The organism is Streptomyces carminius, assembly GCF_002794255.1.
Taxonomy (GTDB): Bacteria; Actinomycetota; Actinomycetes; order Streptomycetales; family Streptomycetaceae; genus Streptomyces; species Streptomyces carminius.
This window is the reverse complement of sequence record NZ_PGGW01000048.1, coordinates 1-13,159: the sequence shown is the minus strand read 5'-3', so window position 1 is coordinate 13,159 and position 13,159 is coordinate 1. Positions and strand designations below refer to the sequence as shown.

Genomic DNA, 13,159 nt, shown 5'->3' with positions numbered 1-13,159 from the left:
CACCGGTGGCGGTCCCCGGTGTGCCCGGCTGCGTGATCAGTCCGGGTCCGGTATCCCGGTCGGCACCTCGAACCACTGGCCGGCCAGGTACTCGACCTGCCCGTCGCTCAGCGCCCCCTGGACCACCCACACGTCGTCGACCGTGCCGGGCCAGTACTCCCCCCAGGAGCCCGCGGTCTTCACCCGGCCGACCTGAAGCGTCCGGCCCGCGGTGAACGACAGGGCGTTCTCGGCCCACGAGGCGCGCTCCGTACACTGGGCGTCGTCCGCGCTCCCGTCCCCCTCGGCGTCGGCGCAGGCGGTCTCCTCCAGCTCGCCGTTGACGTAGAGGCTCAGCCGTTTGGCGAAGCCGTCGTAGACGAGCGCCAGATGCTGCCAGGAGGTGACGTCCCCGTAGAGGTGGTGGTCCACCTCGGTCGCCGGGGCCGCCTCCTCGTCCTCACCCGGCATGGTGATCCGCCAGTGCCCCGACACCGGGGAGCCGTCCGCGCCGGGCAGGTAGCGCACCGCGAAGGCGGAGTTGCGGCCGCCCTCGGCGCTGAGCACCGTGACGGGCCCGTTCCCGGGAACCGCGGCGGCCCGGGCCCAGGCCGTCACCGTGAAGCTGGCACCGGTGTCGACCGGCACGGTGCCGGTGTCGGCGTGGTCGTCCACCCCGTCGAGTTCCAGGCCGCCCAGTCCGATCCAGCCCGTGCCGGTCCGTGCTCCGCCGTGGAGGGTCATCGGGTTGCCCTCGGCGGAGTCGTCGGGGGTGGTGACCGGTGCGGTGCCGGCCGTCTCCTCGAACATCCAGCGGCCCTTGACCAGGGGGCGCTGCTTGACCAACTGCCGCACCTCGTCGCCGGAGACGGCCCGGTCGTACAGGCGTACGTCGTCCAGGTCGCCTTCAAGGAAGCCGCCGGGCCCGTCGGCGTGCAGGGCGGCGCCGAGTGTGACCGGGCCGGTGGCCAGCCAGGGGGTGGTGAACGGCTCCGTGGCCACCAGCCTCCCGTCGACGTACAGGCGCAGCTGCCGGGCGTCGTAGTCGTAGACCCCCGTCACGTGGGTCCACTCGCCCAGCCGGGCGGCCGGGCAGTTCGTCCCGGCCGGGCAGGCCTGCTGCACGGCCCGGGTGATGCCGGTGCCGGAGGTGTCGGAGTGGGGCCGCAGGAACACCCAGCCGCCCAGGGCCGAGGAGTGGGACAGCTCGAACCCCTGGGCCTGGGAGGACGCCTGGGTGACGGCCACCATCGGCCGGTCGGCCTTGTCCTCGGGCAGCCTGGCCCACAGCGACACCGAGAAGCTCTGGTGGGTGTCCAGGACCGGCTGGCCGGTGTCCGCGTGATCGTCTGTACCGTCCAGACGCAGCGCGGTGCCGGACGTGCCGGGCGCTCCCGTCCGGGCGCCGCCGCGCAGGGTGGCCTCGACGTGCTGGGCCCGGCCGGTGACCGCGGTGGCCTCCGGCCCCTCGTCCAGCGGCCACACCAGTTTGGCCGGGCGTGAGGTGTGCACCGGCTTCCCCTCGCCCAGCAGGGCCACTTGAGGGTCGGTGAGCTGGTAGTCGAAGAGCTGGACCTCGTCCAGGTCCCCGGCGAAGAAACCGCCCGTGCTCCCGGAACGCAGGGCCGCGCCCAGCAGGGTGCGGCCGCGGGCGTCCCACGGTCCGGTGAACGGGGCGTCGGCCACCTGCTGTCCGTCGACGTAGAGCCGCAGCCGTCCGGCCGGGTTGTCGAAGACCCCGGCGACATGGGTCCAGACCCCCAGCCGCCCGGCCGTACAGGCGGTATCCCCTTGCGGGCACGCGGGCTGCGCCGCCCGTGCGACCGCCGCGCCGGCGCTGTCGCTTTGGTGCCGGGAGAACACCCAGCCGCCCGAGTCCGGGGAGTAGGCCAGCTCGAAGCCGCTGCCGCCCCGGCCCTCCTGCGACAGGGCCACCACCTCCCGGTCCGGTCCGGCCGCGGGCAGCCTGGCCCACAGCGACACCGAGAAGCTCTTGCCGGTGTGCAGCACCGGGGAGACCGTCGCGGCGTGGTCGTCGGTGCCGTCGAAGCTCAGGGCGCCGCCCGTTCTCCCCTCGGCGCCGGGCCGGGCGCCGGACAAGGTCGCCTGCCAGGCGCCGCCCGCGCCGCCGACCGCGCCGGCTCCGGCCGGCTCGTCCAGGCTCCAGGCCAGCCGTTCGGGCTGGCCGGCCCGTACCCGGAACTGGTAGGTGCGGATCTCGCTGCCGTTCCCGGCGGCGTCGAAGGCCTGGGCGGTGACGAAGTTCAGCCCCGGCCTGGTCGGCATGAAGTCCACCGTCCTCGCCCCGCCGCCGGAGGTGGTCAGGGTGTTCGCGGCGGTGGGGTCGCCGTTGATCCCGAACCGGTACCGGACCACGTCCGAGGAGGGGAAGTCGACGGTGAAGCCGCCGTAGCGGCCCACTCCGTCGTGCCACGGATCGTCGGGATCCTCCGGATCGGAGGCCGGGTACTGCCCCGAGCCGATCGACGGTCCGGCCGGGACGGTCGTGTCGTAGACCATGTTGCAGCTGGTGGCCGAGCCGACCCAGGACCACGGCGACCACTGGGCGCCGTCGTGGGAGCGCACGTGCCAGCCCACCGTCCTGTTCTTCGGTGTGCTGCCCGGCAGTGTGATGACGAAGTCCGACCCCGCGGCCTTGTACGTCGTGCGAGACGAGGTCCACCGCCCGGTAAAGCCCTTGCCGTCGCCGGTGTCCCAGGAGAGCTGGAACTGGACCGCCACGTTGTCCCCGTCCGGGTCGGTGGCGTTGTTGGCCCGCACCTTGGGCAGGGTGCGCACCCGTTTGGCCGCGCCCGGCCTCGCACACGTCCCGCCCGGGTCCTGGACCAGCTGCGACATCCGGATCTGGGGAGGCGGACGGTTGTACCGCACCCGCAGGTGGGCCTTGTCCGAGAACCGCTTCCAGCCGTACCGGTCGGTCTCGCTGCCCGCCCGCAGGCCGAACGTGAGGGTGTCCCAGCGCCCGTCCGCGGCCTGCTGCACCGCCGACTTCACGTCGAACTCGGCGTCCTTGGCCGCGCAGCCCTCGTAACCGTGGGCGAAGGACGCCGTCCGCAGCCGGTCCACCCAGAAGCCGTCCGTGTCCTGGGTGTTCCACGTCGTCGACGACGAGATGCCCCTGGTGCGCCACAGCTGCACCTCGCGTGCCGAGCACGAGGCGGACCACACGTTGCGCACCACGAACTCCGCCGACAGGACCGTCCGGCCCTCGAACCGCTTGGTGGGGATGCGGTAGAAGAGCCGCTTGGTGTCGTGCGGCTTGCAGTAGTCCCAACCGCAGTACCCCAACCCCGCGTCCGGGTCGCCGTTGAACTTCCACTGCGGCGAGGAGGCCCAGTACTTCGACGCCATCGTCCACGCCGATGCCCGCGGCGAGTACCACTGCGGGTCGATGAACACCGGATACACCGTGTCCTCGCCCCTGAGCACCTCCTGGTCCGGGCTCAGCACCAGCTCACCGCCGCCGGCGGGCACCTCCACCCCCACCGGAGCCAGCTTCCCCGACTCCCCCGCGCCCGGCTCGCCCCCACCGGTACCGGATCGGGCGGAACTCCGCACCGCCGCGTCCCCGGTCTCCGCGCCGTCGCTGGAATCCCACATCAGGGGCGTCGGAGCCTCGAAGACCGCGCCCCCGGCCCCGTCGTCGACCGCCTCCAGCCCGCCGTCCGCGGTCTCACGCACCCGCATCCCGCCGGTGCCCAGCCGCAGCCGCAGCTCGTCCAACGCGGCGCTGTCCGCGGCCTCGGGCGTCTTCACCACCAGCAACTGGGTGAAACCGTCGGCCTGAGCACCCATGCGCAGGTCCACACCGGGGAGGACCTCGCGGTAGACAGCCGTGGCACCGTCGAGTTCGGGCCTGGGAAGTTCCTGCGGCCAGGCCAGGGACAGCTCCCGGCCCGCCTTCGTCATGCGGACCAGCGGCCCGTCACCACCGCCGGAGAACTCCAGGGCCACCGTGGTGGCCCCGGGCGCGACGGTGCCCTCGCCGGTCCGGGCCAGCCCTGTGTCGACCGGCTTCCACTCGCCCGCCACCCGGGCACGTACGGGCCTCAGGTACTCGACCGCCTCCAGGTCCCCGTCCGGGGTGGCGTGGACCTCGCTGGTCTCCCCGCGTAAGGAGGCGATCTCCACGGGTTCGCCGGAACGTTTCTCCTCCGTCAGCGCCTTGCTCTCGGCCGACGCCCGCGCCTCCGCGCCCTCCCCCCGAACAGCCTCCGCGGGCCGTGCGACCGCCCGCTCCCAGCCCGCGCCGGGCAGCAAACCCGCGGCCAGCGCGGCGCCCAGCACCACGACACCCAACCCCCGTGCACGAGCACGCCGAAACATCCTCTGAACCCCCGGAGCAGAGTGCGAAGATCCTGTGATGAGCGACGCACACAACGTAGAGGGCTCACAGCCTCACAACCAGGAGAATCAAACGGTCACCACATCGCAAAACGCTCCGATGGGGCCGACGGCAATGTGACAACAGACACGTTTGAGCACACAGCGGCAGCGGTTTCCCAGGGGGTCCCCCGGATGCCATCCAGGGGCCACCTACCAGCCACCCGCATCCCGGACCACTGCCCTTGTCCGGCCCGCCCGGTACGGGCGGGCCGCGAGCGCAGCACCTGTCCGGGAACCCACCATCGACCGGATGCACCAGGCCCACACCCTGCACACCGAAAGGTCCGACACCTCCACCGAAGCAGCGGCCGTCATCCGGGACTGCGAGCAGAAGCTCGCCCGGTACCGGAACCTGATCGACTCCGAAGCCGCCGCCTCCGAGACCGTCGCCCACTGGATCGCCGAGACCGAGGCCCGCCGGGCCGCCGCCGCGGCCCGACTGCGGCCGCGCAAACAAGCCACGCTCTCCCGCGAACGGATCACCCAGGCCGTCGACGCGGTACGGGACGTTGCGGAGACCCTCCAGGGCGCCGACAAGCGGCAGAAGAACCGCCTGTACCGCAAGCTCGGGCTGCGCATGTCCTACAGCCCGGACAACGCACAGTGCGGGTCGAGATCGCTCCCGACCCGCACTCCGTTGGTGAATGGTCTGTGTCCGAGGGGGGGACTTGGGCGAATATCCCACGGATTGCACCGCTCACCGCCGAACTGGCTTTGGACATGCCGTAACGGAGATCATAGCCGAGCACTGAACCAACGGCACCGGGGAGAACACGCTCAGAGAGGTCCCGACGTCGAAAATCTCGGTTTTGCGCCACTCGATGTCGGGCGTTCTGATGTGTTGCCCAGCGAGAGATGCCCCACATGGAGATGAAGTTCCTGGAGGAGCTGCGCGCGGCCGACGAACACACCCTGGTCTTCACCTTCGGCCTTTTCTATCTCGGCGGCCGACTCGCTCCGGAAGATTTCACCGCACTTCAGCAGAAGGTGATCGAGAATTGCAAGCCGGCTCCGCATGCAGCGAGAACCACGTGGCGGAAGCTCGGCCTGCTGTCACCTCTCCCCGCCTCTCAGGGGAACCTCAGCCTGCCTACGGCATGGCCGACCGGATCAGCCGACGTCGCACTTCTCAAGCCGGGTTGCCTTCCCCCGTAAACCATCTGCGGCGTCCTCACGGAACACGGCGGAGCAGCAGCGATGGACCCAGGAGTGCGACACGCCGAACATGCTGGTGTCCTCGTACCGTCCGAAGAACTTGACGGTGGTGGTCAGCGAGCCTTCCGACCGCACGTAGGAGACGAGCCTGCCGTCGTGCCGCTCGGCGATGCCGCGCACGGCTTCCCGGCCGGGAAAACCGGCCGGGGCCGCCAGTACGTCACGCACGTACGACCGCGCCAGGACCGCTGTCCTGTTTATGGCCTCTGCCTCGTTCCGTTCATTCGCACGCTCCTGCCGGTGACCCATGAACATCAGCGCCAGAGTCGCGATCACCACTGCGACGATGGGCGCCAGGAGGGCCACCAGGCATCCCGGGGACGGCACCGTAACGCGTTGCTGCCGCGCTACGGTGCCGTGATCCGACATACTCGTCCTCACTGGTCCTCTCGTGTGACGACTGCCGTCGAGCCGACCGTCATGAATGCCTGTGCGTAGGCGCTGTTCCCCGTCTGGTTCGGGTGATAGCTCTCCCTGCTGAGGCAAGTGTCTCCCGTGAACCACCAGCAGAGCCGGGTGTTCTCGTCGCCGTGATGGAAGTCGCCGTCGCCATTCGGTCCGGCCACAACTACGTTGATGCCTTCCGGCGAATCACAGATGCACCTTCCCTCGAACGCCGACTGCGGAGACCGGTACCTCACGTTTTCCGCGGTCATGGAGAGAGCGAGTTCGCGCTGCTTTTCCTCGAAGTACTCAGCCATGTCGTTCAGAATGGCACGCTGGGATGCACTCACCAAGGTCGAGCACACCTCAGTGCGGCTGAAGAGCAAGGGGTAGCCCGTCAGCGAGATCGTCATGCTCGAGCGGTTGCAGAACCGGCTTGCCCGGCGCGGTACCAGGGTGGTCCGGGCGGTGCAGGAGTGGCCGGCCCACGTTGTGGCGTTCGATCTGCTGCGGCTGTCCAGGACGGAGACGACTGGCCGACCGTACCGGAGGCGGCGGGCCGCGCTGGAGCCCGTGTTCGCCGCCCGCCGGCTCTTCCCGCCCCGAGCGCTGTGCTCGTCGACCACCGGCCCAAAAACGGCCGCAGCAGGGACATCAGCGCCGTGACCACGCCGAAACCGCAGCGTGGCCTGCATGGAAGTATCAGCACGAAGACACCGGAACCGCTGTGGCAGGTCTTTGGCCGCCGTCACCGCGGAGGAACCGGGTGAAGCGGTAGCACTGGTCGACTGCCGCCCCCGAGCTCGAGACGAGGACGGAGACGGTCATCATGTCCCTCTCACGCACAACGTTCTTGACGTCGAAGGAACGTCGTTCGGTGGGATCCAGGGCATTCTGTACCCCGGCACGCGTCATGTCCTCGGCGTACATGCTCGAGATGCGCGTCAGTGCCAGACGGACCCGGCTGCCGATCTGAGTGCTCGGACGGCATGCGTCATCGTCCCGCTCGGACACCTTCGACGTCCACGCCCGGCCGGGGCGTTGGGTGTAAGTGAAGACGAAGCACCGGGTCACCTGGACGGGCCCGCCACCGGGGAGCATGACCTCTTCCTCGTACTGGGCGGATATCGCGGCCGTGGCGGTGAACTCGCGACGGGACGCGTCGTAGGCGATGACCGGAGCCTTGGAATGCTGCCAGATGACGCCGGTGAGTGCATCGGCGTCGGTGGTGCCGCTCGTGTCGAGTGCGCGCTCCGTGTCGTCCGCCGTGGCATGGGCCTGTTCGAGGACCGACGCGAGCGCCTGCTCCCTGCGCTCGCTGTTGACGTTCCCGTCATGCCAGTGCCGGTACCACAACCAGGACACGACCAGGCCCAGGACCGCGGTCAACACGATCAGAACGGACAGGCAGCCGGTGGTCACGAGGCGGTTCTCCCGCCTCGTGACCACCGTACCGCCGGTTCGGTCAAGTCCCACTAGTACTCCAGTCTGGTTTCGCGATCTTGTCGCGGACCCGGCTGGGAACGGGTGCGGCCGCCGCGTGATCATCGGGGGTTGTGTGGACTCCTGAAGATCGTGCGGTGGCCGCGGGCCATAGCGTAGACCCTGCCCGCTGGCGGGCGATGTTCGACCAGGTCATGGTCCGGATCGCGAGCCGCTTCGGGCGAGTTGAGCCGCGGGCCGCGGCCCGTGCCTACCTGCTCGGGCTGCTGTCGAACGTCGAGCGCAAGAACTGCTGGCAGCTGGCCGAACAGGCCGGCCACAGCCGACCCGGGCCGATGCAGCGCCTGCTGCGCTACGCCCGCTGGGACGCCGATGCGGTCCGCGACGACCTGCGCGCGTACACCGCCGAACACCTCGGCGCCGACGGCGCCGGTCTCGTCGTCGACGAGACCGGCTTTCTGAAGAAGGGCCAGGCCTCGGCCGGTGTGCAACGGCAGTACACCGGCACCGCGGGACGCATCGAAAACTCCCAGGTCGGCGTGTTCCTCGCCCTGGCCACCAGCCGGGGACGGGCCTTGATCGACCGTCGGCTCTACCTGCCCGAGCAGTCCTGGTGCTCCGATCCCGAACGCCGTCACGCGGCCGGGATCCCCGAGGACATCCAGTTCACGACCAAGCCCCGCCTGGCCGGGGAGATGATCGCCGCCGCGCTGGACACCGGGATCACCGCGTTCTGGGTGACCGGCGACGAAGCCTACGGCCAGGACCCCCAGCTCCGCGCCGCCCTCGAGGCGCGCGGCACCGGCTACGTGCTGGCCGTCGCCTGCTCGATGCGGGTGAGAATCAACCACGGCCGCACTGCCGTCCGCGCGGACACCGTCGCGGAACGCCTGCCCGCCGCGGCCTGGCAGCGGCACAGCGCGGGAAACGGTGCGAAAGGCCCGCGGTACTACGACTGGGCCTGGATCCACATCGGCACCGACTGCCACCGCCACCTGCTCATCCGACGTAACCGGACTACCGGTGAACTCGCCTTCTACCTGTGCTGGTCACCCACAAAGGTGGCCCTGTCCGAACTGGTCCGCGTCGCCGGTGTCCGCTGGAGCTCGAGGAGTGCTTCCAGGCCGCCAAGGGCCAGGTCGGACTCGACCACTACCAGGTGAGGCACTGGACCTCCTGGCACCGGCACATCACGCTCGCCATGCTCGCTCTGGCCTTCCTGACCGCCCTCGCCGCCGGCGCAGCGCCGCCGAAGCGGACCGCCGATCCGCACCAGCCCGCCCGCAGCAGCGACCCCATTGCGTTGACCGTTCCGGAGATCCGCCGCCTCTTCGGCGCCCTCCTCAACCCACTGGCCGTGTCGGCGGCCAGGCTGCTGCACTGGTCCGCCTGGCGCAGACGCCACCAGGCAACAGCCCGACGCAGCCACTACCAACGACGATCCACCGACGAACCTGCTGGATAGATCACGAAACCGCACTGGAGTACTAGGTCCGAGTCGTGATCGACGCCCATGAGATGGGCCGCGAGAGCAGTACGCCCGAGGTCGTGCGCGTGCGCGGACGTGGTGACTTCCCGGGACACAGCCGTCATCCAAACGGTGCCGCTCCTGCGTTGCACCTCCCAAACCAGAGTCGGACTACCGACGTCTGTCCTGGCTGGGCCGTGACGGCCCTCACCCTTGCTCCTCGGAGGTCTCCCTGTTACGTTTGTTATTGTTCAACCACTAACAGAGGAGTATTCATGAGCGTCAACCCGACCCGCGAGCTCACCCCCGCACAGCACGCCCTGGCAGAGCACCTTCGGCTGGTGTCGTCCGGCCAGATCGACGAGTGGATCGAGCTGTACGCCGCGGACGGCACGGTCGAGTTCCCCTTCGCCCCCGCCGGTGTGCCTACCCTGGTGCAGGGACGCGAGGCGCTGATCGCCCACATGCGCGGCTTCCCGCAGACCTTCGACGTGAAGTTCGTCGACGTGAAGTTCATCGAAACGGCCAACCCCCGGACCGCGGTCGCCGAATACCGCTCGGAGGGAATCGCCCTCAGCACCGGCAAGCCGTACGAGCAGACAGTCATCACGGTGATCCGCCTCGACGAGGCGGGCCTGGTCGAGCAGTTCGTCGACTACTGGAATCCTCTCGTGGTCATCGAGGCCATGACCCCCGACGAGGCGGCCAGCGGCCAAGACGTGTCGTGGCCCTCGGAGCGTTGATCCCGGTTCGACGGGGTGAGACGGGTCACCCACCCGTCTTGCCCCGTCGCACCCTGTCCCACTCCGCAGTGAGAGACTGGGAGACATGCCCGCCCCTGGCTCCAGAGTGAAGAGCGATCAACGCCGTCGAGTCGTGCTGGACGCTGCCGTGGCCTGCTTTGCGCGCAAGGGTTACTACGGCACGACCACTGGTGAGATCGCCGAACGGGCCGAAATCTCTCAGCCCTACGTCTACCGCCTGTTCGCCAGCAAGGAGGCGTTGTTCGCCGGTGCCATCCTCCACGTGTCCGAGCTGATCTCGGATGCTCTGACCGGCGCCGAAGCCGGCGCCGATGAGGCCGGGCCGCACCGGCAGCCGGAGGCGGTGATGCGTGCGATCCGGTCCGCCTACAGCACCCTGATCGAGGACCGGGACGTCATGCGGTTCCTCATGCAGGCCAGTTGCGCAGCCGATGAGCCGCTCGTGGCTGAGGCGTTGCGCACGTGCTATGCCAGGCAGGTCGAACTCGTCAGTGAGCTCCTGAACCACGACGACGCTGCGGTCCGGCACTGGTTCGGCGCCGGTATGCTCGAAAATGTCACACTGACCCTCGGCCTGGCCGACGTCGACGAGCCCTGGGCGCGGACCCTCAGCGGACAACGGTCTCGTTCGGACGGCGGTAGCTTCGCCCACCGGGAGTCGCCGTAGCTTCCGCCGAAAAACAGGCGGCTATGTAGGCGGCCGGCCAGGCCGTCCCACTTCCTTGGAACTGGGACGCCGTCCGACGGTGTCGATGTCGATCGACACTGCCCAGGTCAGGACCGTCCCAGAAGTTGTGCCACAAGTGCGTCCCGGATTAGTACTCCAGTGCGGTTTCGTGATCTATCCAGCAGGTTCGTCGGTGGATCGTCGTCGGTAGTGGCTGCGTCGGGCTGTTGCCTGGTGGCGTCTGCGCCAGTGGGACCAGTGCAGTAGTCGGGCTGCGGTCGTGGCCGGTGCGGTGAAGGCGGCGGCGAGCAGGTGGCGGATTTCCGGAACGGTCAGCGTGATCGGCTCGCTGTCACGGGTGGGGTGGATCGGATCGACGGGTCGGTCGGGGGCCGCGTCGGCGGCGAGGGCGGTCAGGAAGGCCAGGGCGAGCATGGCGAGCGTGATGTGCCGGTGCCATGCGGCCCAGTGAGCCCGTTCCAACCTGGCCACCGGGTAGGTCAGTTGGGCTGACAGACAGGCGAAGTCCCTGGTAGATGGGTTTTCGACCAAGAAGAACCGTCTCCACCAGAGGCTTCGTGTGCTTGTCTACCCGTCCGGCGTCGACGTGTCCAGCTCTGCCCTGCGCTTCCTGTCCGCCAAGCTCCGCCGGCACCGCCGGGAGCTCGGCACCCGGTGGCGGCGCCTGAGTCCGGGCCGGCAGGCCCTGCTCACACTCGCCCATCTCCGCAACGGCCACCCGTACGTCCAGCTCGCAGCCGGATTCGGTATCGGGACCACCACCACCTACCGATACGTCACCGAGGCCGTCGAGCTCCTGGCCGCGCTCGCCCCGACTCTCACGGAGGCGGCCCGGACGGCATCGACGAAGGCGTTCGTGCTGCTGGACGGCACCCTGCTGCCGATCGACCGCGTCGCCGCGGACCGACCGTTCTACTCCGGGAAGCACAAGAGGCACGGGATGAACGTGCAGATCCTGGCCGATCCCGCCGGCCGGCTGCTGTGGTCCTCACCGGCCCTGCCCGGAGCCGTGCACGACGTCCGGGCCGCCCGCGAGCACGGCATCATCCGCACACTCACGGCCACCGGCGTCACCTGCCGGGCCGACAAGGGCTACCGAGGCGCCGGAGGCACGATCCGTGTCCCGTACTGGGGACGCTGGGAGACGCTCTCCCAAGGCCAGAAGGCAGTCAACCGGTCCCACGCCAAGATCCGGGCCCTGGTCGAGCAGGCCGTCGCCACCCTCAGCTTGATCTTTATCCTCGCTGCTGTTTCAGGCGGACGTGTTCGGTGAGGGTTTCGATTCGTTTCACGGTCTTCCCAGGCTCGTGACGTGGGGCTGGCCTGCGGTTTTTCGAGCCGGGTGGGCGTCCTGGCCCGGGCCGGGAGGGTTGGGGCACGCCAGCGGGACGGGCGGTCTTCACGCGGAGGTGGCGGAACCCCCGACGGACCCGGGCGGGGGTGAGCCGGCGCAGCTCGGCGGGCCGTTCCCAGGGACGGCGGAGGTCCTCGGCGAGGGGCCGGGCGAGGCGGAGCTGGGTGTGGGCGGCGATGATCAGCCAGGTCCACAGGTCGGCCGTGTGCGGATCGCGGACCTTGGGGACGGTCCACCCGAGCGTCTGCTTGAACAGCCGGAAGGTATGTTCAAGATCGAATCTGCGGAGGAACGCCTGCCAGCGCAGGTCGACGTCTTCCCCGGTCATGCCGGTGCGCGAGGACCACAGCCACACCGGCTTGGGGTCGCGGTCGCCAGGCAGGTGGTCGACCTTCAGCCGGATCAACGTGCCGTGGATCAAGGGAAGTTCACCGCAGTGGTCGAGCCAGGGGCCACGAGCCTGCAGGCGGGGATGCATTCGGTCCCAGGCGAGGGCCTCGGCCGTGCCATAGCGAGTGGTGTCGCACACCGTGGCCTGGTCGGGGGTGTGCCAGGATTCCGGCTTGGAGAAGGTCAGGACGCCGCCGTGCTTGCGGGGCTGCCCGCCACGAGGGGTGGAGCGGCGAGGGCCGGCATCCTGGAGTATGACCCGGTCCGAGCGCAGCCGGCCGACCAGCTCGACGGGCAGGTCGGCCAGGACGTAGGCGAGGCGGGTGACGTCGTAGCCGGTGTCCATCACGACGAGGATGTCCGCATCGCCCGGCCGCCACTGCCCGGCGTGCACCAGCCTGGTGACCACCTCGCGCAGCTGGGCGGCGGTCACCGCGGTGGCGTCGTCGGCCGGCCCCAGCCGGATCGCGTCCAGCACGGCCGTCCAGGACGTGCGCCCCGTCTCCAGCGCGGCGACGAAGGAGTAGGGCCAGCCGGGGATGAACTGATCCGCGCTGCGGCCTCGCCCCTAGACGTGGCAGAACAGCAACTCCGGGCTCGTGGGGGCGTCAGGACGCAGCCAGTTGCTCACATCCACCGCGAGCACGATCCGCCCGTCAGCGGCACGCGGCAGCGGCGTGAAGGCCAGCAGCCTGCGCAGGCGGCGCGGTTCCAGCCAGCCGTGGTTGACCGCGTCGTACATCGCTCCGTGCCCACGCCGGTGCTCGGCCGTGAGCGTCAACTCGACCAGCGACGTCACCGGGCCGTCCGAGCACAGCACCGCGTCGGTGAGCTCGAAGAGCGCATCCGCCCGCGTGTAGAGGCAGTCGTAGAACTGGACACGAAAGTGGGACAGGACACCCAACGCGGCGTCAGAGGACTGTTCAGCGGCGAGACTCTTCACCAGCGGCCGTTCCTTCGCGCGACGTTGCTCGACACCTCGAAGCGTGAAGAACGGCCGCCCTGCTGTCCCGGGAACGAACCAAGATCAGCGGGTCAGGTGAACGGCCTAGGTTAAACGCCAAGCT

7 protein-coding genes and 4 pseudogenes are annotated in these 13,159 nt (G+C 69.6%); 5 read left to right on the top strand and 6 right to left on the bottom strand.

Going from position 1 to position 13,159, the window contains the following annotated elements; genetic code table 11:
- Positions 1-36: 36 nt before the first annotated feature.
- Positions 37-4,290, bottom strand: a complete 4,254-nt coding sequence (locus CUT44_RS13875; RefSeq protein ID WP_332888263.1) for a LamG-like jellyroll fold domain-containing protein — start codon at positions 4,288-4,290, stop codon at positions 37-39.
- Between the two features lie 960 nt (positions 4,291-5,250).
- Between CUT44_RS13875 and CUT44_RS32750 the strand changes: the two genes are divergently transcribed.
- The gene (locus tag CUT44_RS32750) at positions 5,251-5,541 is read left to right on the top strand and encodes a hypothetical protein (protein WP_146252223.1); all 291 of its coding nucleotides are present in this window, start codon (positions 5,251-5,253) and stop codon (positions 5,539-5,541) included.
- Here the strand turns inward: CUT44_RS32750 and CUT44_RS13865 are convergent.
- The 3 genes from CUT44_RS13865 to CUT44_RS13850 form a co-directional block, all read right to left on the bottom strand.
- A complete protein-coding gene (locus tag CUT44_RS13865) occupies positions 5,497-5,877 on the bottom strand; it encodes a hypothetical protein (protein WP_158239611.1) in 381 nt (126 codons plus the stop codon). The genes CUT44_RS32750 and CUT44_RS13865 overlap by 45 nt on opposite strands.
- A gap of 101 nt (positions 5,878-5,978) precedes the next feature.
- Entirely contained in the window at positions 5,979-6,302 is a 324-nt protein-coding gene (locus CUT44_RS13860) for an SGNH/GDSL hydrolase family protein (protein ID WP_146252222.1), read from the bottom strand.
- Positions 6,303-6,687: 385 nt separating this feature from the next.
- Positions 6,688-7,407, bottom strand: coding sequence for a hypothetical protein (locus CUT44_RS13850; RefSeq protein ID WP_100202269.1), 720 nt, complete (start codon positions 7,405-7,407; stop codon positions 6,688-6,690).
- A 200-nt stretch (positions 7,408-7,607) separates the two neighbouring features.
- Between CUT44_RS13850 and CUT44_RS13845 the strand changes: the two are divergent.
- From CUT44_RS13845 to CUT44_RS13835, 3 genes and pseudogenes are all read left to right on the top strand, one after another.
- Positions 7,608-8,893, top strand: a pseudogene (locus CUT44_RS13845) (IS701 family transposase).
- 278 nt (positions 8,894-9,171) lie between these two features.
- On the top strand, positions 9,172-9,639 hold the full coding sequence (locus CUT44_RS13840; RefSeq protein ID WP_017568687.1) for a nuclear transport factor 2 family protein: 468 nt from the start codon (positions 9,172-9,174) through the stop codon (positions 9,637-9,639).
- Positions 9,640-9,772: 133 nt separating this feature from the next.
- Complete coding sequence (locus CUT44_RS13835) at positions 9,773-10,327, top strand: TetR/AcrR family transcriptional regulator (protein ID WP_019711140.1); 555 nt, start codon at positions 9,773-9,775, stop codon at positions 10,325-10,327.
- A 174-nt stretch (positions 10,328-10,501) separates the two neighbouring features.
- Here the strand turns inward: CUT44_RS13835 and CUT44_RS32745 are convergent.
- Positions 10,502-10,798 (bottom strand): annotated as a pseudogene (locus tag CUT44_RS32745) (IS701 family transposase); the annotation flags it as partial.
- 109 nt (positions 10,799-10,907) lie between these two features.
- On the opposite strand from CUT44_RS32745, the pseudogene CUT44_RS13830 reads away from it, so the two are divergent.
- Positions 10,908-11,573, top strand: a pseudogene (locus tag CUT44_RS13830) (transposase family protein); the annotation flags it as partial.
- Positions 11,574-11,583: 10 nt separating this feature from the next.
- Here CUT44_RS13830 and CUT44_RS13825 read toward each other — a convergent pair.
- Positions 11,584-13,035 (bottom strand): annotated as a pseudogene (locus tag CUT44_RS13825) (NF041680 family putative transposase).
- Positions 13,036-13,159 lie beyond the last annotated feature (124 nt).